Source organism: Streptomyces iranensis (assembly GCF_017874715.1).
Taxonomy (GTDB): domain Bacteria; phylum Actinomycetota; class Actinomycetes; order Streptomycetales; family Streptomycetaceae; genus Streptomyces; species Streptomyces iranensis.
Genome location: NZ_JAGGLR010000017.1, coordinates 249,658 through 270,952, shown reverse-complemented (window position 1 = coordinate 270,952; position 21,295 = coordinate 249,658). Strand labels below are relative to the sequence as shown.

At 69.7% G+C, this 21,295-nt stretch carries 21 protein-coding genes; 9 read left to right on the top strand and 12 right to left on the bottom strand.

What is annotated here, in order from left to right:
* The first annotated feature begins 41 nt into the window (after positions 1 to 41).
* Positions 42 to 698 (top strand): dihydrofolate reductase family protein, encoded by a 657-nt coding sequence (locus J2Z30_RS30115; RefSeq protein ID WP_044575569.1) that lies wholly within the window; start codon positions 42 to 44, stop codon positions 696 to 698.
* A 15-nt stretch (positions 699 to 713) separates the two neighbouring features.
* Here J2Z30_RS30115 and J2Z30_RS30110 read toward each other — a convergent pair whose 3' ends face one another.
* On the bottom strand, positions 714 to 1,661 hold the full coding sequence (locus J2Z30_RS30110) for an NAD-dependent epimerase/dehydratase family protein (protein ID WP_044575570.1): 948 nt from the start codon (positions 1,659 to 1,661) through the stop codon (positions 714 to 716).
* Between the two features lie 236 nt (positions 1,662 to 1,897).
* On the opposite strand from J2Z30_RS30110, the gene J2Z30_RS30105 reads away from it, so the two are divergent.
* The 5 genes from J2Z30_RS30105 (at position 1,898) to J2Z30_RS30090 (ending at position 7,961) form a co-directional block, all read left to right on the top strand.
* Positions 1,898 to 2,281: a hypothetical protein gene (locus J2Z30_RS30105; RefSeq protein WP_044575573.1), complete on the top strand. Its 384-nt coding sequence runs from the start codon at positions 1,898 to 1,900 to the stop codon at positions 2,279 to 2,281.
* On the top strand, positions 2,278 to 6,519 hold the full coding sequence (locus J2Z30_RS30100) for a DUF6531 domain-containing protein (protein ID WP_052701593.1): 4,242 nt from the start codon (positions 2,278 to 2,280) through the stop codon (positions 6,517 to 6,519). Before J2Z30_RS30105 ends, J2Z30_RS30100 begins: the two co-directional genes overlap by 4 nt.
* A 20-nt stretch (positions 6,520 to 6,539) precedes the next feature.
* The gene (locus tag J2Z30_RS30095) at positions 6,540 to 6,950 is read left to right on the top strand and encodes a hypothetical protein (protein ID WP_044575576.1); all 411 of its coding nucleotides are present in this window, start codon (positions 6,540 to 6,542) and stop codon (positions 6,948 to 6,950) included.
* A 119-nt stretch (positions 6,951 to 7,069) separates the two neighbouring features.
* Positions 7,070 to 7,423: a DUF6188 family protein gene (locus J2Z30_RS51810; protein WP_372453330.1), complete on the top strand. Its 354-nt coding sequence runs from the start codon at positions 7,070 to 7,072 to the stop codon at positions 7,421 to 7,423.
* A gap of 49 nt (positions 7,424 to 7,472) precedes the next feature.
* Entirely contained in the window at positions 7,473 to 7,961 is a 489-nt protein-coding gene (locus J2Z30_RS30090) for a hypothetical protein (RefSeq protein ID WP_044575579.1), read from the top strand.
* 79 nt (positions 7,962 to 8,040) lie between these two features.
* Here the strand turns inward: J2Z30_RS30090 and J2Z30_RS30085 are convergent, their stop codons facing one another.
* The 7 genes from J2Z30_RS30085 to J2Z30_RS30055 all read right to left on the bottom strand — a co-directional run bounded on the left by J2Z30_RS30085 (position 8,041) and on the right by J2Z30_RS30055 (position 14,506).
* Positions 8,041 to 9,207, bottom strand: a complete 1,167-nt coding sequence (locus J2Z30_RS30085) for a Cmx/CmrA family chloramphenicol efflux MFS transporter (RefSeq protein WP_044575582.1) — start codon at positions 9,205 to 9,207, stop codon at positions 8,041 to 8,043.
* Between the two features lie 430 nt (positions 9,208 to 9,637).
* On the bottom strand, positions 9,638 to 10,756 hold the full coding sequence (locus J2Z30_RS30080; RefSeq protein ID WP_044575584.1) for a glycoside hydrolase family 18 protein: 1,119 nt from the start codon (positions 10,754 to 10,756) through the stop codon (positions 9,638 to 9,640).
* A 6-nt stretch (positions 10,757 to 10,762) separates the two neighbouring features.
* Positions 10,763 to 11,011, bottom strand: a complete 249-nt coding sequence (locus tag J2Z30_RS30075; RefSeq protein ID WP_044575586.1) for a hypothetical protein — start codon at positions 11,009 to 11,011, stop codon at positions 10,763 to 10,765.
* 101 nt (positions 11,012 to 11,112) lie between these two features.
* Positions 11,113 to 11,538 carry a Fur family transcriptional regulator gene (locus tag J2Z30_RS30070; RefSeq protein WP_020871449.1) on the bottom strand — a complete coding sequence of 142 codons (426 nt, stop codon included), beginning with the start codon at positions 11,536 to 11,538 and terminating at the stop codon, positions 11,113 to 11,115.
* 178 nt (positions 11,539 to 11,716) lie between these two features.
* Positions 11,717 to 12,616 carry a metal ABC transporter permease gene (locus J2Z30_RS30065; protein WP_044575594.1) on the bottom strand — a complete coding sequence of 300 codons (900 nt, stop codon included), beginning with the start codon at positions 12,614 to 12,616 and terminating at the stop codon, positions 11,717 to 11,719.
* A gap of 1 nt (position 12,617) precedes the next feature.
* Positions 12,618 to 13,499, bottom strand: coding sequence for a metal ABC transporter ATP-binding protein (locus J2Z30_RS30060; RefSeq protein ID WP_245388577.1), 882 nt, complete (start codon positions 13,497 to 13,499; stop codon positions 12,618 to 12,620).
* Positions 13,500 to 13,510: 11 nt separating this feature from the next.
* Positions 13,511 to 14,506 (bottom strand): metal ABC transporter substrate-binding protein, encoded by a 996-nt coding sequence (locus J2Z30_RS30055; RefSeq protein WP_044575597.1) that lies wholly within the window; start codon positions 14,504 to 14,506, stop codon positions 13,511 to 13,513.
* 150 nt (positions 14,507 to 14,656) lie between these two features.
* Between J2Z30_RS30055 and J2Z30_RS30050 the strand changes: the two genes are divergently transcribed.
* Positions 14,657 to 16,039, top strand: a complete 1,383-nt coding sequence (locus tag J2Z30_RS30050) for a glycine--tRNA ligase (RefSeq protein ID WP_044575600.1) — start codon at positions 14,657 to 14,659, stop codon at positions 16,037 to 16,039.
* A 138-nt stretch (positions 16,040 to 16,177) separates the two neighbouring features.
* Positions 16,178 to 16,471 carry a hypothetical protein gene (locus J2Z30_RS30045; protein ID WP_230991655.1) on the top strand — a complete coding sequence of 98 codons (294 nt, stop codon included), beginning with the start codon at positions 16,178 to 16,180 and terminating at the stop codon, positions 16,469 to 16,471.
* Positions 16,472 to 16,482: 11 nt separating this feature from the next.
* On the opposite strand, the gene J2Z30_RS30040 is transcribed toward J2Z30_RS30045, so the two are convergent.
* The 4 genes from J2Z30_RS30040 to J2Z30_RS30025 all read right to left on the bottom strand — a co-directional run bounded on the left by J2Z30_RS30040 (position 16,483) and on the right by J2Z30_RS30025 (position 20,229).
* Complete coding sequence (locus tag J2Z30_RS30040; protein ID WP_044575607.1) at positions 16,483 to 16,893, bottom strand: hypothetical protein; 411 nt, start codon at positions 16,891 to 16,893, stop codon at positions 16,483 to 16,485.
* Between the two features lie 57 nt (positions 16,894 to 16,950).
* Entirely contained in the window at positions 16,951 to 17,544 is a 594-nt protein-coding gene (locus J2Z30_RS30035) for a TetR/AcrR family transcriptional regulator (RefSeq protein WP_044575610.1), read from the bottom strand.
* An 8-nt stretch (positions 17,545 to 17,552) separates the two neighbouring features.
* Positions 17,553 to 18,575 (bottom strand): aldo/keto reductase, encoded by a 1,023-nt coding sequence (locus J2Z30_RS30030; protein WP_044575613.1) that lies wholly within the window; start codon positions 18,573 to 18,575, stop codon positions 17,553 to 17,555.
* Between the two features lie 184 nt (positions 18,576 to 18,759).
* Entirely contained in the window at positions 18,760 to 20,229 is a 1,470-nt protein-coding gene (locus J2Z30_RS30025; protein ID WP_209468901.1) for an MFS transporter, read from the bottom strand.
* A 101-nt stretch (positions 20,230 to 20,330) separates the two neighbouring features.
* On the opposite strand from J2Z30_RS30025, the gene J2Z30_RS30020 reads away from it, so the two are divergent.
* A complete protein-coding gene (locus J2Z30_RS30020; protein ID WP_372453329.1) occupies positions 20,331 to 21,287 on the top strand; it encodes a helix-turn-helix transcriptional regulator in 957 nt (318 codons plus the stop codon).
* Positions 21,288 to 21,295: the final 8 nt, after the last annotated feature.

Genomic DNA, 21,295 nt, shown 5'->3' with positions numbered 1-21,295 from the left:
CAACCACTACAAGCAGAGTACTACGTTTGGAGCGGCTAGAGATGCGAAAGCTCGTGTACTACGTCGGTATCACGCTCGACGGCCGCATCGCGGGGCCGGGCGGCGAGTACGACTTCTTCCCCGGCGGCGACGAACAGCAGTCCGCCGCCTACTCGAACTGGACCAACACGCTGTTTCCCGAGACCGTCCCGACCGCCCACCGCGCGGCGGCCGGCCTGGCCGACGCGCCCAACCGCCACTTCGACACCGTCCTCATGGGCCTCGGCACCTACCGCCCCGCCCTCGACGCCGGGATCACCAGCCCGTACGCCCACCTGCGCCAGTACGTCGTGTCCAGCACCCTCAAGCCCGATATCGACCCGGCAGTCACCGTCGTCCCGGGCGACCCGCTCGCCCTCGTACGCGAGCTCAAGCGGGAGGGCGGCACGGGGCTGGACGGCACGGGGCTGGACGGCACGGGGCAGGACGACACGAGGCTGGACGGCACGGCGCTGAACGTTTGGCTCTGCGGTGGCGGCAAGCTCGCGGGTGCCCTGCTGCCGGAGATCGACGAACTGGTGATCAAGAACTACCCCGTCGTCGCGGGTGCCGGGATTCCCGCCTTCGACGGCGCCTTCGATCCCACCGTCTTCGGTGTCGCCGAACGCACGGCCTTCCCCAACGGCGTCACCCTCACCCGCCTCACCACCCGTCGCTGACCAGGGGGCTCTGGCTCAGCGCTCATTGCCCGCCCGCAGCCAGGCGATGTACTCGGCGACCGCGCGCTCGGTGTCGTAGGCGGGCTCGTAGCCGGTGTCCTGCCGGATGCGGGTGATGTCGAGATACGTCTGCGAGCTGGCTCCACCGATGGGGAGGTCGACCCGGGCATCGGGGACGACCTTCTTGATGGCGGCGATGATCTCGGCGTTGCTGGTGGCACGGCCGGAGGCCACGTTGTAGGTGCGGTGGTTGAGGCGGTCCGCGAGTTGGAGGAGTGCGATCGCCCGGCCCGCGTCCTTCGCGTAGCAGAGGTCGAGCGAGTCCTCCGCGTAGGCGGGCGCCGGGAGGGGGGAGAGGTCCGGCTCGACGCCGCGCGCGGCGGCGTGGACGAGTTCGGGGGCGGCGAAGAACAGCGGGCCGTGCGGCTCGAGCGGCCCCCAGATGCCGGAGATGCGGTAGTTGACGATCTCGATGCCGGTGGCGTCGGCCATGTGGTCGTTGAGCAGCTCGCCGATCTTCTTGAAGGTCGGGATGAGGTGCCCCGAGTTCAACGACACGGGCATGTCCTCGGTGAGCGGGCCCTCGGCTCCGCCGCCACCGTAGACGCCGATCGTGCTCGCGACCCCGACCCGCCGCACGTCCCAGTCCCGCGCGGCCTGGAGGACGTTGAGCAGGCCGCCGATCGCCTTGCGCGTCGCCTCGATGGGCTGCTCGGGGCTCGGCGGCCAGGGCATGGACCCCGCGAGGTGCACAATGCCGGTGATCTTGTGGCGCGTGCCCACGTCGAGCAGCGCGCTCAGATCGGTGATGTCGGCCCGCTCCACCGCGACCGGCGCGTCGAACCGCCCGGTCGGCGGCTCGGTGGAGCTGCGCTGGACCAGCACACACTCCTCGCCCGCGGCCAGCAGGGCCTGCACGGTGTGGGAGCCGATGAAGCCGAGCCCCCCGGTGACCAGAATCATTCCTGAACTCTCCTTACGGCATGATCGCGACCCCGCCAGAAGCGGATCGTCGTTCCGATTAATATACGGATCCACGTTCCGTTTCGTCAACGGCCGCCGGTAGGGGGAGTGGGACGCACCTCGGGGTGAGCACTCTTTACTCGCTGTAGAGGCCACGTTGAACGGTCCGTGATGGTTGCCGCCCTAGCCTGGAAGCTTTGTACGACAAAGGTTCGGTTCAGCGGGGGAGGCGTCGCATGGGCAGTGGCGGCGGGCACGGCGGCGGCAAGGTTCTGGACATCAAGGTGGCGGACATCAAGTCGGTCGCGCCGACGTTCCACCACCAGGCGGTGAAGCTGAGTGAGGCGCTGACCACGCTGATCTCGACACTGGACGGCTATGGCGAGCCGTGGGGGGACGACAAGCCCGGTAAGGACTTCGCCAAGCAGTACAAGCCGAACCAGAAGCACATCGAGTCGGCGGCCGGCATTCTCGTCCTCGGCTTGACCAGCATCTACGAGGCGATGAACGACATGGCCGACGGGCATGTCGACAACGACAAGCTCATCGAGGGCATGTTCACCAAGGCCAAGCACGGCTCGGGTCATGACCAGGGTCCGGGCGCGGACGGCCATCGGTGAGCTTCGGGAGCGAGATCGAGGAGAAGGCCAAGGCCCTCCTCATGAAGCTGGGCATGTGGTGGCCGGACGCCAATTCCGGCACCCTGCGCGATGCCGCCGACGCCTGGCGGACGTTCGCCGACAGCGTGGACGATGTGCGGGTCGCCACCAACAAGGCGGCCACGACGCTCATCCACCACAACAAGGGCGAGGCGATCGACGCCTTCGAGACCTTCTGGGGGCGTTACGCCAAGGGCAAGGACGAGGGCTGGCTGAGCAATCTCGCCAAGTCCGCCCGGAACATGGCGAAGTTCCTGGAGAAGTTCGCCGACAAGGTCGACGACGCCATCGACGCGCTGAAGGCGCAGATCGCCATCGACGCGGCCGCGCTGGTCGGTGGTCTCCTGCTGACCCCGTTCACCGGAGGCGCCTCGGACGAGGTGGCCGCGGAGATCATCGCGATGGCGAGCGGGCTGGGTATCGCGGTGGAGGAGGCGGTGGCGACGCTGGCCGCGGAGATTTTCACCGGCGCGGTCTTCACCAGCGTGCTGTCGGTGACGATCGACGCGGCGGTGGCCCAGCCGGTGAAGATCGCTCTGGGGCAGCAGAAGGGTTTCAGCCTCGACGAGGTCAACCAGGCCGCCAAGGACGGCATGATCGACGGCGGCATCTTCGGCGCCGGGCTCGGGGTGCTCAAGCCCGGTGTGACGCCGAAGCTCACGGGCGTCCCGGATCTGCTCAAGCCGCCGAAGGTGCCCTCGATGCGCCCGAACCTCATCGAGGAGGGCCCGGCCGCCCGCCCGGCCAAGAAGTGCCCGTGCGCGGGCGAGCCGATCGACATCGCGACGGGCGCGATGCTGATGGAGCAGACTGATCTGACGCTGCCGGGGTCGCTGCCGCTGGTCTTCGAGCGCACTCATGTGTCCTCGTACCGGGGCGGGGTGTGGTTCGGCCCGACGTGGGCCAGTCTGCTGGACGAGCGGGTCCAACTGGACGCGGAGGGCGTGGTGTTCGCCGCCGCGGACGGGATGCGGCTGGTGTATCCGGTGCCGGAGCCGGGGGTGCCGACGCTGCCCGCGAAGGGCGCGCGGTGGCCGCTGGAGTGGGACGGCAAACCGGACGGCGTCATGACGGTCACCGATCCGGAGGCGGGTGTAGTGCGGACGTTCGTCCATCCCGCCGCCACGGAGGAGCCGGGCGCGGTCTACCTGGTCCTGGAGAGCCTGCAGGACCGCAACGGCGCGCGCATCGAGATCGAGCGCGCCCTGAGCGGCGCCCCGCTGGCCGTCCGCCACTCCGGGGGCTACTACCTGGCCATCGACACCGAGGGCCGGCGGGTCACCGCGCTCCGGCTGCTCGATGAGCCACCGTCGGTCTACGAGCCCGAGACGAACCGTGCGAGCGGCACGGTGGTGATGCGCTACGGCTACGACGAGGCGGGCAACCTCACCGAGGTCATCAACTCAAGCGGCACGCCGCTGCGGTTCACCTACGACGGCGAGGGGCGGGTCACGTCCTGGACCGACCGCAACGGCACGTCATTCCGGTACGTCTACGGGCCGGACGGCAAGGTGGTGCGCACCGAGGGCAGCGACGGCGTCTTCAACGGCAGCCTGGACTACGACGACGAGGCGCGCACGACGGTCTACACGGACTCGCTCGGCCACGCGACGAGGTATTGCTACAGCGCCGACGGTCAGCTGATCGAGGAGACCGATCCGCTGGGCCACACCACGCTGACGGAGTGGGACGCGCGCGGCGACCGCAAGGTCTCGGTGACGGATCCCCTGGGCCGTACCACCCGCTACGGGTACGACGAGGACGGCAACCTGACCGGCGTCACCCTGCCGGACGGGGCGCGGGCGGAGGCCACGTACAGCGCGTTGCGCCTGCCGGTGGAGGTCACCGAACCGGGCGGCGGGACGTGGCGCCATACGTATGACGACACGGGGAACCTCCTCGCGACGACGGACCCCGTGGGGGCCACCACGGCTTACGGCTACACCGAGCGGGGCCACCTGGCCGAGGTGACGGACGCGCTGGGCAACATCACGCGCCTGACCCCGGACGGGGCCGGGCTCCCCATCGCCGTAACGGACCCGCTGGGGCACACCACGCGCGTCCACCGGAACGCCTTCGGCCGGGTGGTGGAGGCGACGGATCCGCTGGGCCATACGACCCGTATGGGCTGGACGACCGAGGGCAGACCGGCGTGGCGGGAGGAGCCGGACGGCGCCCGGGAGAGCTGGACCTGGGACGGCGAGGGCAACCTCCTCACCCACACGGACCCGGCGGGCCACGCCACCCACCAGACGTCCACCCACTTCGACGTCCCCGCGACCCGTACGGAGCCGGACGGCGCGACGTACGCCTTCGCCTACAACACCGAACTGCGCCTGACCGAGGTCACCAACCCCCAGGGCCTGACCTGGACCTACACCTACGACCCGGCGGGCCGGCTCACCTCCGAGACCGACTTCAACGGCCGCACCATCGCCTACACCCACGACCCGGCGGGCGGCCTGCTGACCCGCACAGGCGGCGCGGGCGAGACGCTGCACTTCACCCGGGACGCGCTCGGCCGCACGACGGAACAACGCGACGAGGCGGGCGCACGGACGACATACGCCTACGACGCACAGGGCGCCCTGATCCGAGCGGCGAATCCGGACGTTGAGCTGACCCTCGAACGGGACGCGGTGGGCCGAGTCCGGTCAGAAACGGTCAACGGCCGGACGACGACGTACGCGTACGACGCCGTGGGCCGCCGCACCGAACGCACGACGCCCTCGGGCCTGAGGAGCGTCCGGACCTACGACGAGGCAGGCCGCCCCACCCAACTGACCACGGGCACGGCAGGCACCCTGACCTTCACGTACGACGCGGCGGGCCGCGAGACGGAACGCCGCGTGGGCGAGGCGGTGCGACTGACCCAGACCTGGGACAGGGCGGACCGCCTCACTACCCAGACGATCGGCGAGGGCCGCGACAACGAGGCGAGCCGGATCCTCCAACACCGCTCCTACGCCTACCGCGCGGACGGCTACCTCACCGAGATCCGCGAACTCACCTCCGGCACGCGCCGCTTCGACCTGGACCCGGTCGGCCGCGTGACGGCGGTCCACGCGCACGGCTGGACCGAGACATACGCCTATGACGCGGCGGGCAACCTCACGAATGCCACGGCCCCCGACCACGCGTCACCCGGCGACCGCGAGTTCACCGGCACGATCATCCACCGCGCTGGCCGCACCACCTACGAACACGACGCCCAGGGCCGCCTCACCCGCCGCACCCGCAAACTCCTCAACGGCCAGACCCGCACCTGGACCTACATCTGGAACGCCGAGGACCGCCTGACGGACGCGACAACCCCGGACGGCGACCACTGGCGCTACGCGTACGACCCCCTCGGCCGCCGCGTATCCAAACAACGCCTGGCCGAGGACGGCACGGTGGCGGAATCGGTGACCTTCGCATGGGAAGACACCCGACTTGCGGAGCAATCCACACCAGACGGCAAGCACACCACCTGGGACTACGCCCCGGGCAGCCACCGCCCCCTGACCCAAACCGACCACACGTCCCTGGTGCGCGGGCCCGGCGAATCCCTCATAGAGAAATTCACCGGCGCCGATGACGACACCACACCCCGCTTCCACGCCATCATCACGGACCTGGTCGGCACTCCAACGGAGTTGGTCTCCGCGGCCGGTGACCTGGCCTGGCAACACCGCACCACCCTCTGGGGCACGGACTTCCCCTCCGGGGCGAGCGGATCAATGGTCGACTGCCCCCTCCGCTTCCCTGGCCAATACGCCGACCCCGAAACGGGCCTGTACTACAACTACTTCCGCCACTACGACCCAGAGACCGCCCGCTACGTCACCCCCGACCCCCTGGGCCTCGATCCCGCCCCCAACCACCACGCGTACGTCAGGAATCCCTACAGGTTCATTGACCCTATGGGTCGGGAGGCGTGTGAGACGGCGAAAAACATCGCCCAACACTCCCGTGCGCGGGCAAAAGACGAGGGCGGCATGGATCATTATGTGAGAGATGTCAAACCAGAGGAGCTGGATGACTATGTTGACAAGGTGATCAACGAGGAAGTGCCGAACGTTGAGGTCCGTTACCTTGAGAGGCACCGAATCGCCTACTGGGATCCGGGCAAGGGTGCGGTTGTGGTCGAGGAAGGGGACGGAGGAACAGTATTCACACCGAAGGAAGGGAAGACTTATTTCGAAGATCTCGAGTAGCGACAGACAGAGGATTTGGTGTGCGGAGAGCGCAGATCACCTTCGATGAATTCAAAATCATCTTCCAGGTGACCAAAGAGATTCCGAATTTGCCTGAGACGGCCGAGCTGCCGCAGGATCCTGACCTGCGGGACGAGTTGCTCCGTTGTATCCGCATGGCCAGGCAAATTGCGAGGGCGGCGAGGCCGAATCCGATCTTGATCGACGTGATCGAAAACGAGTCTCCGGCCATGCCGCGACTTGAGGAGGCAAGCTCCGGCGCGGATGGTGCGAGCGTCGTAAAGCTTGAGATGCCGAGGGAGCTCATCGGGATTTGGCGACCACTCGCTGAAAAGGTGCTTGCACAGATGGACGGCCGGGAACTATTCCTGCGCACTGGGTATGAGGTCAACGAGATGCGCGAGGCGATCGAGTCCCTGCCTCCGGCGTAATAGAGGTTTTGGTAAGTGAAAGATATCCAACCCCAGTCCGGACCGCCGATAGACTCCCACCGCTCACCCCCACGTCGAAGCAGACACGGGTGACTGATTGGCCTCGGAGGTTCAGGTCCATGCCCACCATCCTGCTGGGAGCGGACACGTACCGTCTCACGCTCCTCACCAGTGAGGGTTACGAGGTGCGTGTGGAGACAGACGCAAGCATCCAGGCGCCCGGTGGGGATCTCGTACCGTTCGACCCGGAATCCCCAGGTGCTACTACGGTCCGATTGGTGAGCCTCGTGCGCGATGCGGTCACCTCGGCTGAGGTGGGATGCGCCGGGGATCTGCTCATCTCGTTCGAGAGCGGTACGGAATTGACTGTGGCTCCGAATTCTGATTACGAGGCTTGGGGGCTTGTGGGGCCGAACGGGAGTCGAGTGGCATGCATGCCGGGTGGGGAGATCGCACGATGGAGCGGACAGTAGCGGCAATGCCCGGCGAACTGTTGTTGTGCAGCATTAGTGGGGAGGGTCAGTGAGCGGTGCGGCGCTTCTGGCGAGCGTTATTGCGACCGGGCGACTGCACGAGGTGGGGGTCGGATCATCCCTCGAAGAGGTGGATCAGGCGCTGAAGGTCGACTTCATCGAAGTGATCGACGAGGAGTACGGAACCCTCCGCAGGGACTACGGATTCGTGGAGCTCTACTTCTCCGGTGGCCAGGGGGAGTGGGTCATGACCAGCGGGATGGTCGAACTCCACCGTCTGGCTGCCGATGAGGAGGGCATGGCAGCGGAGTGGTGTCGAGATATGGGCGTGCAGTTCCCGGAGTACTGCTCCTGGAGCGAGCTGCGGGAGCAGCTGTCACGAACCCCCGACGCGCCTGAGTTCAATCTTCGCTCTCAAGGCGGTTATCTCGAATACCGAGCACCGGAAACCAAGGTCTCCGTGCTGGTGGTGGAGGGCGAGGAGGAGCGTGATGACTGCCCGGGGCATGGGGACGTCTGGAGCCTGAGCCTGGGCTGATGGCTTCGGAGGGGGCGACGTCAGCCCACCAGAGCCTTGCTGGGCGTGCTGACGTCGCACTCGACCACCGGCCGGTGGGTTATCCGGCTTCCTCGACCCCGGCGCGGGCAACCCCCGCCCTGGAGACCGCGACGGCGGCGACCGCCGTCGCGGCCAGGGCGGCGCTGACCCATGCCGCGTCCCGGTAGTCGCCCGTCGCCCCGGTCGCGGCGCCCGCGATCAACGGGCCCAGGAAGGCACCCGCGTTCAGCGCGACCGTGGCGAACGAGCCGCCCAGCGAAGGGGCCTGGGGCGCCACGTACATGACGCGCGCGACGAGCGTTGAGCCGATGCCGAACGACAGGGCGCCCTGGACGATCGTCACGACGAAGAGCGGGGCCGTATGCGCACTGGTCGCGGCCAGCACCGCCCAGCCCATCGGCAGGACGCACAGCACCAGGAGCGGGCCCCTCCCCAGTCCGCCGTCGGCCTTACGCCCGGCCGTGGTCACCCCCACGAACGCACCCACCCCGAACGCGGCGAGGAGGGCCGGGACCGCGGCGGCCGGGAGGTGGGCGATGTCCGTGGCGATGACGGCCAGGTAGGCGAAGGTCGCGAAGGTCGCCCCGTTCACCACGGCCGCGAGGACCATCGCCAACCGCACCGGACGCGAGCGCAACGCACCCGCCTCCCGCCTGATCGAAACCTCCGCCCGACCGGCCGCGTCGGCGGGCGCCTGGCGGAAGACCAGCGCCAGCGCGGGCAGGCACAGGGCGGCCACGGCCCAGAACGCGGAACGCCAGCCGGACCAGTCCCCGAGCAGCGCCCCCGCGGGGACGCCCGCGACGCACGACAGCGTGACCCCGGACAGCAGAACGGCGGTGGCCCTGCCGCGCTGCTCCGCCGGGACCAGCGCCGTCGCCACGGACATCGCGACCGCCAGAAAGCCGGCGTTGACGATCGCGGCGACGACACGCGTGCCGAAGAGCACGGCGAAGTCCGTCGTGACCGCCCCGATCACATGCACGACGACGAACGCCGCCAGAAAGCCCGCCAGCGCGCGCCGCCGTGGCCATCGTGCGCTCAACGCGGCCATCACCGGGGCGCCGACGATCATCCCGATCGCATACGCGGACGTCAGACTCGCCGCGGCCCCCACCGATACGGAGAGGTCGCGGGCGATCCCCGGTACGAGACCGGACAGCATGAACTCGGACGTCCCTTGCGCGAAGACGGCGAGCGCGAGGACATAGAGGAAGACAGGCAAGAGGTCGACTCCAGCGATCAGCGATCAGCGATGAGCGTATGCGGGCAAGAGCGGCCGCGTGCTGGATGTCGGACCACGCCAAGAGCCCGAGAAAGGAACCAAACACACGGAGTCGTGTCCGGTCGCTGGAAGCGAGATCGACCCAAAGGGTCAGATCACGTCAGACCAAAGTCAGATCAGTCGTCAGAGAACGACTCGCCGCCGAGCGACCGGCGGCTCCGTTCTGTCTGATTCAGGGCTCATCACGTCCAGCACCGTACCCACAACCCCGACACAGATCAATCGGAGCCGGGCCGGCGCTTTGTCGAACGGCCCGTATTGATTTTCAAGGGACTCTTTCTGTGACCTTCTCCTCCACCGACAAGAGCTGACCCCACACACGGACTCGTAAGTCGTATCCGGTCGCTGGAAGCGAGGGACTCATCCGAGATCAATCCGGTTTCGGCGCGCCCCAGCCCCTCCGGTACGCGGCCCAGTCACCCGGCGTCGCCGCGAAGTCCACATACAGCGCGAGGCCGAACCGCTCGCGGCGCGCGTCCTCGCGGCTCAGGCCGAGGCGGGCGCCCCGGGCGGCGGCCGCCACCGTCTCGGCCGATTCATGGTGGCCGATGTCGTCGGTGTGGAAGGCCGGGAGGCCCATCAGCAGGTCGGTGCCGCGCGGGGTCGCCTCGAGGGCAAGCCGCGTCTGGTGCGCCACATAGCCCCCGTACAGGCTCTCCATGGGCATCGCCGTGTCGTACGACATCACCGCGATCTGGTCGACCCGGCGGGCGACCGCGCCGAAGTACGACTGCGACCACCACTTGGGGTGACCGGCGACGAAGCCCGCGACGGAGTGGAGAGAGGGGAGCGGGTCTATCTGGTGCGCGGCCACCGACAGCGGTGCGCGGTGGGCGCGGGTGACCGCGTGCACATCGTCCAGCAGCGACAGGTAGTCCCGGTCGCCGGAGTGCAGGGGCTCCAGATCGAAGTGGACGCCGGCGAACCCCGCGTCCAGCACCTGGCGCGCCGAGCGCACGACGCGTTCGCGCGTCGCCGGTTCGCCGAGGTCCAACCCCGTCTCGCCCTCGGTGGACAGCACGTCTCCGAGCCACGCCTGGACGCGCACCCCGGGCAGCTCCCGCCGCACCGCGTCCACCAGCCACCGGGCCTTCGGATAGCGCGCCGCGGACAGGCCGCCGTCATGCTCCAGCGGGCCCGCGTGGACGTACAGGTCCCGGATGCCGGTGCCGCGTATCCGCTGGACCAGCTCGGCCAGCCGCGCCTCACCATTGCGCCCGTCCACCCAGGCATGCCCCAGCCACACCGCGTCCCGCTCACGGGTCCGCGTCCCGGGCGCGGGATCCCCCGCGTACTCCAGCCGCAGCGACACCCCGGCGGTCAGAACGGGCACCACCAGCAGCACAGCGGCAGCCGCCGCCACCCGCTTGGGCCACTTCAGCCGCGGATGCGCCCAGCCCCGCACAAACGCCACTCGCCCCCGCCCGAGCAGGGACGCCGCTCGGCGCAGCACACGGACGGGGGTGCGGCCGGGGGTTTCCGAGGGCATCGGCGGTCAGCCTCCGTCGTAGGACACGACCGTGCCGTGCAGGGCGAGGGTGGCGCAGTTGGGCGAGCCGAACTCCTGGTCGACCTTCGCGACCGGCCAGCCCGAATGGGCCTTCCCGGCGGCCTCCGGGTCGTCCAGCTTGATCTTGTTCTGCCCCGTCGCGCCCGCGGTGTGGAAGGCGCTCGCGGTCTTCTTCGGGGACGGCGGATCGACGAAGAGGCCCGGCGGCCCCGGTGGATCAGGAAACAAGGACATCAGGCTCCCCCCCCAAGTAGCCGTAATGTTCGCGTACTTGGCACCGTACTCGGTGCCCCGCCCAGGGACAGGGTGCCGCGCGTACGCCTGTGGAGTGGGAGTCAGCCCTGGGACGCCTTGGCCGCGGCGCAGTCGCCGCAGGTGCCGAAGATCTCGATCGTGTGGGCCACGTCCACGAAGCCGTGCTCGGCGGCGATCGCGTCGGCCCACTTCTCGACGGCGGGGCCCTCCACCTCGACCGCCTTGCCGCAGGCGCGGCAGACCAGGTGGTGGTGGTGCTCCTCGCTGTTGCACCGGCGGTAGACCGCCTCGCCCTCCGTGGTGCGGAGGACGTCGACCTCGCCGGCGTCGGCGAGGGACTGGAGGGTGCGGTAGACGGTGGTCAGGCCGACCGAGTCGCCCCGGTGCTTGAGCATGTCGTGGAGCTCCTGCGCACTGCGGAACTCATCCACCTCGTCCAGTGCCGCCGCCACCGCGGCGCGCTGCCTGGTGGACCGGCCGCGTACTGGGGGACCGGCGGTCGCCACAGCTGCCTCCTCAACCTCGCATGCTCCGTCGCTCTCGGGGCCCGTTCCGCGCCCACCGCGCTTTCTGCCCGGCCATTGTGCCAGTTATCGCTCGGGTGGCGGACGAGAGTGACGGGATGGGCGACGGAGCACGGCATTGGCCGGGCAGTGGACTACGACCGTGCACTACGACCGTGCACTACGACCGTGCACTACGAGCAGTGGACTGTACGAGTACATCGTCCCTCAGGGTGCATCGTTCCTCGGCCGCGGCCACCCGCCCCGCGCGTCTTTTCGCCAGGGGCGCGGCCAGGGCCGTGATCAGGGCGAAGACGCCGATGGCGAGGACGACGATGCTCGCGCCGGGCGGGACGTTCCGGTAGAAGGAGAAGACCGTGCCGGACAGGGTCACCACAACGCCGATGGTGATCGCCAGCGCCAGCGTCATCGCGAAGCCCCGGGTGGCCTGCTGGGCGGCGGCGACCGGGACCACCATCAGGGCGCTGACCAGGAGCAGGCCCACGACGCGCATGGCGACGGTGACCGTGACGGCCGCGGTGATGGCCAGCAGCAGATTGAGCGTGCGCACCGGGAGGCCGGTCACCCGGGCGAACTCCTCGTCCTGGCAGACCGCGAACAGCTGGCGGCGCAGCCCCAGGGTGGTCACTACGACGAAGGCGGCGAGCAAGGAGATCGCGACGACGTCCTGGGGGGAGACCGTGGTGATCGAGCCGAAGAGATAGGTGGTGAGGTTGGCGTTGGAGCCGGTCGGCGAGAGGTTGATCAGCAGTACACCGCCCGCCATCCCGCCGTAGAAGAGCATCGCGAGCGCGAGATCGCCGCGGGTCTTGCCGTACCAGCGGATCAGCTCCATGAGGATCGCGCCGAGGGCGGAGACGAGGACGGCGGTCCACACCGGGTTGGTGCCGGTCAGGAAGCCGAGGGCGACGCCGGTGAGGGCGACATGGCCGATACCGTCGCCCATGATCGCCTGGCGGCGCTGGACGAGGTAGATGCCGACGGCGGGCGCGGTGATGCCCACCAGGACGGCGGCGAGCAGGGCCCGCTGCATGAAGGCGTAGTCGAGGATCTCGAGCATCTCAGGTCAGCAACCCTGTCCGGATCGGTTCGGCGTCGGGCGCCGCATGGGGATGGACGTGATCGTGGCCGGGCAGCGCGTGCTGGCCCACGGCCTTGGGCGGCGGTCCGTCGTGGACGACGCAGCCGTCGCGGAGCACCACCGCGCGGTCGATCAGCGGCTCCAGCGGGCCGAGCTCATGCAGCACGAGCAGGACCGTGGCGCCGCCGGCGACCTGCTCGCGGAGGGTGCCCGCGAGGATCTCCTGGCTGGTGAGGTCGACCCCGGCCATCGGCTCGTCCATGATCAGCAGCTCCGGTTCGCCCGCGAGGGCGCGGGCGATCAGTACGCGCTGGTGCTGACCGCCGGACAGGGCGCTCACCGGGTCCCGGGCACGGTCTGCCATGCCGACGAGCTCCAGGGCCCGCTGAACGGCCGCCCGGTCGGCCTTGCGTGGCGGCCCGAACCGGCGGCGGGCCAGCCGCCCCGCCGAGACGACCTCGCGCACGGTCGCGGGGACGCCGCTGGCGGCGGTGGTGCGCTGCGGTACGTAACCGATCCGCGCCCAGTCGCGGAAGCGGCGGCGCGGGGTGCCGAAGAGGGTCAGCTCACCGCCGCTGAGCGGCACCTGGCCGACGATGGACCGTACGGCGGTGGACTTGCCCGAGCCGTTGGCGCCGAGCAGCGCCACGACCTCACCGCGGCGGACGGTCAGATCGATACCGCGCAGCACGGGGCGGCCACCGAGGGTGGCCGTCGCGCCGCGCAGGGATATGGGGTCCGCGGCCGGGTCTCCGGCCACCCCGGATTCCTCCCTGGCCGCCCCGGATTCCCCGGCCACCGATTTCCCGGCCACCCGGGATTCCCCGGTCACCCCGGATTCCCGGGTCTCCTCGGCTTTCATGGCTTCCTCCGTCACTTGGTGCCCAGCGCCTTCCGCAGCGCCTTCAGATTGGCTCGCATGACCTGGATGTAGTCGTCGCCCTTGGACTTGGAGCCGATGCCCTCGATCGGGTCCAGTACATCGGTCCGCAGATGGAGATCGCCCGCCAGCGTCCTGGCCGTGCGGTCGCTCACCAGGGTTTCGAAGAAGACGGTGTTGACCTTGTCCTTCTTGGCGATGGTGTGCAGCCCCTTGACCCGGGCCGGGCTGGGCTCGGACTCGGGGTCGAGCCCGGAGATCGCCTCCTGCCGCAGGCCGTAGCGCTCGGCGAGATAGCCGAAGGCGGCATGGGTCGTGATGAAGGTGTCCGAAGAACGGCCCTTCAAACCGCTCCGGAAGTCCTGATCGAGCGTGCTCAGCTCCTTGACCAGGGCGGTGGTGTTCTTCTTGTACGTCGCGGCGTGATCGGGGTCGGCCTTCTCCAGCGCCTTGCCGACGCCCTTGGCCACCTGGGCGTAGCGCACCGGATCCAGCCAGATATGGGGGTCGGCGGCCGCGTCGCCGGAGTGGTCGTGCCCCTCGTGCGCTTCCTCGCCCTCGTGCCCCGTCTCGCCCTCGCCGCCGTGCTCGTGTTCGCCCTCGACCTCCGTGCCGTGGTCCTCCAGCGAGGTGTACGAGGCGGCGTCCGCGACCTGCCTCGGCTCGGCCTGGGCGATGGCCCGGTCGACGGAGGGCTGGAGCCCCTTGAGGTAGACCACCAGTCCGGCCTTGCTGAGATCGGCGGTCTGCCGGGGGCTGATCTCCAGATCGTGCGGTTCGACGCCCGGCTTGGTCAGGGAGGAGACGTGGACGGCGTTCCCGCCGATCCGCTGGGCGAGGAACTGCATGGGATAGAACGACGCCACCACATCCAGCTTGCCGTCCGTCCTTCCGTCTCCGGCGTTGGTGGAGCAGGCTGTGAGGGTGGTCAGACCCAGTGCGGCGGCTCCCACGAGGGCGGTCGTGGGCCTGAGGCGGCGTATGTTCATGACTCTCATTTTCAACAAAGATGGAAACGATTGTCAACAAGTGTCCTCTTGTTGATCGCTTCGACTATCGATTTGATCCGGGGGGTGCCGCCGCCGGTAACCTGAAGCATTCGCTTCGTCGTCAATGTCGTCATCAATGAAGAGAGCACCGTGGCCGCCGACAAGATCGACACCATCGTCAGCCTCAGCAAGCGCCGTGGCTTCGTCTACCCGTGCAGCGAGATCTACGGCGGCCAGCGCGCCGCCTGGGACTACGGACCGCTCGGTGTGGAGCTGAAGGAGAACATCAAGCGGCAATGGTGGCGTTCCACGGTCACCTCGCGTGACGACGTCGTCGGACTCGACTCGTCCGTGATCCTGGCCCGTGAGGTGTGGGAGGCGTCCGGCCACGTCGCCACCTTCACGGACCCGCTCACCGAGTGCACCTCCTGTCACAAGCGGTTCCGCGCGGACCACCTGGAGGAGGCGTACGAGGCCAAGCACGGCCGGCTCCCCGAGAACGGCCTGGCCGACGTCAACTGCCCGCACTGCGGCAACAAGGGCAGCTTCACCGAGCCCAAGCAGTTCTCCGGGCTGCTCGCCACCCACCTCGGCCCGACCCAGGACTCCGGCTCGGTCGCGTATCTGCGCCCCGAGACCGCCCAGGGCATCTTCACCAACTTCCTCGCCGTTCAGCAGACCTCGCGCCGGAAGCCGCCGTTCGGTATCGCGCAGCTCGGCAAGTCGTTCCGCAACGAGATCACGCCGGGCAACTTCATCTTCCGTACGCGTGAATTCGAGCAGATGGAGATGGAGTTCTTCGTCAAGCCGGGCGAGGACGAGAAGTGGCACGAGTACTGGATGGAGCAGCGCTGGAACTGGTACCGGGACCTCGGTCTCCAGGAGGCGAACATCCGGTGGTACGACCACCCCAAGGAGAAGCTCTCCCACTACTCCAAGCGCACCGCTGACATCGAGTACCGCTTCCAGTTCGGCGGCTCGGAGTGGGGCGAGCTGGAGGGTGTGGCCAACCGCACCGACTACGACCTGAAGGCGCACTCCGCCGCCTCCGGCCAGGACCTGTCGTACTTCGACCAGGAGGCCGGCGAGCGCTGGACCCCCTACGTCATCGAGCCGGCGGCGGGCGTGGGCCGCGCGATGCTGGCCTTCATGCTCGACGCGTACGTCGAGGACGAGGCGCCCAACGCCAAGGGCAAGATGGAGAAGCGCACCGTGATGCGGCTCGACCCGCGGCTGGCGCCGGTCAAGGTCGCGGTGCTGCCGCTGTCCCGCAACCCGCAGCTCTCGCCGAAGGCCAAGGGGCTCGCCGCGGACCTGCGCAAGCACTGGAACATCGAGTTCGACGACGCGGGCGCGATCGGCCGCCGCTACCGCCGCCAGGACGAGATCGGCACGCCCTTCTGCGTCACCGTGGACTTCGACACCCTCGACGACAACGCCGTCACCGTGCGCGAGCGCGACACCATGAAGCAGGAGCGGGTCTCCCTCGACCAGATCCAGTCCTACCTCGGCGGCCGTCTGATCGGCTGCTGACCCGGTCCGGGCCACCGCGCCCGGACCACGGGTTCCGGACACATACCCGACGACGGGCTCCGGCACCGCGGACGCGAGATCCGTGGCGCCGGAGCCCGTCGACTCGGCAGAACGGGGGGTTCACCAGTCGTGCGAGGCGTGACGCATCACATCACCGCCATCCACGAGGACGGCACCGTCTTCGAGGTGAGCTACGGCTACGGTCCGGGGCAGCGGCGGCTGCTCGGCTGCCGGCACTGCGACTGGCAGGAGCGGATCACCTACGGCGGCGCCCGGCACAAGGGGCTCGACCACCTCGCCCAGGCGCACGGGGCCCTCGGCTCACCGCGGATGACCGCCGACGCGGCGGCACGTCGGCAGGTCGTCCTCATCATGCTGGCCTGTTTCGCGGTGGCCGCGGTCATCGTCTGGTGGGCCGCCTCCCAAGGGTGAGCCAGCCACGGTCACCGTCTGGTGGGCCGCCTCCCAAGGGTGAGCCGCGGGTCGTCGTGGACGGTCCGCCGTCCCCGGCCGAGGGCCAGTGCCGTGCACACCGCCGCCAGCGGCAGCTCCGCGCAGAGGGCCATCGCGACCGCCGCCGCCAGCTCCCCGCCCGGCGCGGCCGTCACCGTGTCGAACCACGCGTCCACCACCAGCAGCGCCCCCGTCGCCGCCGCCGTCAGTCGATGGCGGTCGTCGCCGCGCCGACGCAGCGCGGCGGTGGAGAGCAGCCCGAGCACCTCGAGGGCGTCCAGGCCCACCCAAGCGACGTTCCAGTGGCCGACCCGCGCCGTGGACGGCAGCGTCCGGGCCAGTACGTACAGCCAGGGGACCAGCGCCGCGCCCGAGACCAGCAGCACCGACTCCGGCCGCACGAGCCGCCGGGCAAGAGTGAGCCGCGTCCTCCGCGACGTCCCCGGGCCAGCACGCCCCTAACGGGCCCGCAGACCGTCAAGGAGCAGCTCGCAGACGGCCGCGAAGGCCGGGTCCATGTCCGGGTCCGACCACCGTGGCGCGTGGACGGGGTCGTGGAACTGCGCCGTCGCGTCCCACAGCGCCCGGCCCGTGGCATGGGCGTCCCGCATCGTGAACTCCCCGCTCGCGATGCCGCTTTCGACGATCGTGGTGAGCTGGCCGATCATCGTCTCGACATGGCGCGCGGCGATCTCGCTGTTCTCGGTGGCCAGCGCCAGATACGTGGCGAAGAGCTCCGGATCGACGCCCGCCTTACGGCGCTTGGCGGCGAACAGGGTGAGCAGCCAGTCCTCCAGCCGGTCGGCCGCCGGGCCCTTGGCGCGGGCGATGCGGGACAGGCTGTCGTGCTCCTGGTCCAGCCACCGTCCGGTGACCGCCTCGCGCAGCGCCGTCTTGGAGCGGAAGTGGCGGTAGACGCTGCCGTGGCTGACCCCCAGCGCCCGAGCCACGTCCACCACCGTGGCCTTCGCGGGGCCGTAGCGGCGCAGCACGTCCTCGGTGGCTTCGAGGATGCGGGCGGGCGTCAGGGGGGTCTCGGGCGGCGGCGGCATCGGGTCCCTTACTTCTTCTCGCTGTCGAGGGCGGCCATCTGGGCCTCCGGGTAGCGGTCGCCCGCGGCGGCGTCCGCCGGGACGGCGTCCTCGATGGCAGCCAGGTCGTCGGCGTCGAGCGTAACGTCAAGCGCGCCCAGGGCCTCGGCCAACTGGTCGCGGCGGCGGGAACCGACGAGCGGGACGATGGCGGTGGAACGCCGGACGCCCTGCGCGAGCACCCACGCGATGGCGATCTGGGCGACGCTGACGCCCTTGGCGTCGGCGATCTTGCGGAGGGCCTCCACGAGTTCGAGGTTGCGGTCGAGGTTCCCGGCCTGGAACCGCGGGGCCCTGCTGCGGAAGTCCTGGGCGTCCGTGGTGCGCTCCCGGCTCCAGTGGCCGCTGATCAGCCCGCGCGAGAGCACCCCGTACGGGGTGATGCCGATGCCCAGCTCACGGCAGACGGGCAGGATCTCGTCCTCGATACCGCGCGCGAGCAGTGAGTACTCGATCTGGAGATCCGAGATCGGGGCGACGGCGGCGGCCCGCCGGATGGTCTCGGCGCCCACCTCCGAGAGGCCGATGTGCCGTACGTAACCCGCCTGTACGGCCTCGGCGATGGCCCCGACCGTCTCCTCTACCGGGACGGCCGGGTCGAGGCGGGCGATGCGGTAGATGTCGATGTGGTCGGTGCCCAGCCGCTGGAGCGAGTACGCGAGGAAGTTCTTAATGGCGGCGGGGCGCCCGTCATGGCCGGTCCAGGCGCCGTCCGGGCCGCGCAGGGCGCCGAACTTCACGCTGGTCAGGGCGCGTTCGCGGTGGGCGGCGGGGGCGGTGCGCAGGGCCTCGCCGATGAGCATTTCGTTATGGCCCATGCCGTAGAAGTCGCCGGTGTCGAGCAGGGTGATCCCGGCGTCGAGGGCGGCGTGGATGGTGGCGATGGACTCGGCGCGGTCGACGCCGGCGCCGTACATGGCGGACATGCCCATACAGCCGAGGCCGATCGCGGAGACCTGGGGGCCGGTGGTGCCGAGCTGGCGGTTCTGCACGGGGGTGCTCCTTGGGCTGGCGAGATGTCGAGAAGGGGAACGAGGGCGGGTGCCCAAGGAAAGCGTGGCATATGCGATGACAGATTTCAATATCTGTCATCGCCTACCAGTCACCCCGTTCGGTTGTTCCGCTTGTTCCGCGGTCCGTTCCGCGGTCCGTTCCCCGGTCCGTTCCGCGACCTCCTTACGACACCTTGCGCGGCAGCCGCAGGCTCATCAGCAGGGTCAGCGCGATCGCCGCCAGCTGGGCGGCGAGCGTGATGACCAGCGCGTCACCCATGCCCGCCGACGGCCCCAGGGACAGGAAGAGCGTGCCGAGCGTCGCCACGCCCAGCGCCAGCGCCGACTGCTGGGTGGTGACCATCACGCCGCTCCCCACCCCGGCCCGCTCGTTCGGCACATCTGCCAGCACGATCCGGATCAGCACCGGAAGCTGCAGCCCCTGCCCGAACCCGGCCAGCGCGACCCCCGGCAGCAGCCCGGCCAGCGACAGATCCGGCCAGTCCCGCCATACAGCCAGCATCAGCAGCGTGATGCCCACCGCCTGGATCAGCCCGCCCGCGGTCACCACACGGCTGCCGTACCGGCCCACCAGGCGCGGCCCCATCAGCGAGGCCACGAAGAACGTCGTGGCCATCGGCGCCAGCGCCAGCCCGGCCTCCACCGGCCCGTACCGCAGCCCCTGCTGCAGCGCGACCGCGATGACGAACATGAAGCCGCCGAAACCGATCGAGAACGGCACCACCATCGCCAGACCGTGCCGCAGTCCGGGCAGGGCGAACAGGCTCGGCGGCAGCAGCGGGGTCCTCCCCGCGCGGTCCGCGCGCCGCTCCACGACGTAGAACGCCGCGGCCACGAACGGGAACGCGCCCAGCCCCAGCCAGGTCCACAGCGGCCAGCCCGCCGCCCGCCCCTCGGTCAGCGGCACCATCAGCGTGATCAGCGACAGCGCCAGCAGCACCGTGCCCGGCACGTCCACCGGCGCGGGCCGCTTCGAGCGGGTCTCGGGGACCGTACGGACCGCGAGAACAAGGCCGATCAGCGCGACCGGCACATTGACCAGGAACACCGCGCGCCACCCGGTGCCCGCGATGTCGGCGGCCACCAGCACACCGCCCAGGATCTGCCCCGCGACCATGGACAGACCGGCCGTCGCGCCGTACATGCTGAGCGCGCGGGCGCGGCGCGAACCGCTGGTCGAGGAGTGGATCGTGGCCAGCACCTGCGGAAGCATCAGCGCGGCCGAGGCGCCCTGCGCCACCCGGGCGCCCACCAGGCTCCAGGCGTCCGGCGCGAGCCCGCAGGCCAGCGAGGTCAGCCCGAAGGCCGCCATCCCGGCGAGGAAGAGCCGACGCCGCCCGAAGGTGTCGCCCAGCCGTCCGCCGAGGACCAGCAGCACCGCGTACGCCACGCCGTATCCGGCGACGACCAGCTCCAGTACGGCCGGACCGGCGTGGAGGTCGTGGTCCATGGTGGGCAGGGCCACATTGACGATGAAGAAGTCGATCAGCGGCAGCGCCGCGCCCAGCAGCACGGTGAACAGCCCGAGGGGGCTCAGCGCGGGTCCGGAGGAGGTGTGGGTCCGCCCGGGGGTCTTCGTCGCGCCCGGGGCGGCGGTTCTCGTTCGTATCGTGGATATCTGCGTTTCGGTCACGCTTACGAAGATCCCGCGTCTCTCAGACTGGTACCAGAGTGTCTTTATCCTGGTACAAGAACTACCTGGCAACCGGCTGAGCCCTCGGGCACCCTGGAGCCATGACCACGATGGTGCACGATGCCACGACCGGTGCCATGGCCGAGAGCAGGAGTGCGGGGGCCGAGATACGGCGGGGCGAGCTTGCCGCTTTCCTTCGCAGCCGCCGGGAGCGGATCACGCCCGAGCAGGTGGGGCTTCCCCGGGGCCGCCGTCGGCGCACCCCCGGGCTGCGCCGCGAGGAGGTCGCGCAGCTCTCGGCCGTCGGCGTGACCTGGTACACCTGGCTGGAGCAGGCCCGCGACATCCATGTCTCGGCGCAGGTCCTCGACGCCATCGCCCGCGCGCTGCTCCTGGACCGCAGCGAGCGCGCCCATCTGTTCGCCCTCGCGGGGGCCATCGACCCGAGCCCGGCGAGCGAGTGCACGGGCGTTCCGCAGTCGCTGCAGCTCATGCTGGAGCGGCTCGAGCCGTTCCCCGCCTGCGTCCAGAACAGCCGCTTCGACCTGCTCGCCTACAACCGCACCTACCGGCTGCTGATGTGCGACCTGGAACAGGTGGCGCCGGAAGACCGGAACTGCCTGTGGCTGGCCTTCACCAACGACGAGTGGCGCTCCAGCCTGGTGGACCGGGACGAGACGATCCGGCTGATGGCGGCCAAGTTCCGGGCCGTCATGGCCGAGCATGTGGCCGAGCCCGCCTGGAAGGCGATGGTGAAGCGGCTGGAGGACGCCTCGTCGGAGTTCCGGGAGATCTGGGCGCGGCATGAGGTGCTTCGGCCCGGTGACAAGATCAAGGTCTACCGCCAGTCGCGGGTGGGCATCCTCCGGCTGGCCTCCACCAGCCTGTGGACCGGCCCCCAGCAGGGCTCCAAGCTGCTCACGTACACCCCTGCGGACGTGGAGACGCACGAGCGGCTGGCGCGGCTGCACGCGCTGGCGCTCGCGGAAGAGGCCGCAACGGAAGAGGCCGCAACGGAGGAGGTCGCAACGGAGCAGGCGGCCCCGGCGGCGGTCTGACGCGCCGT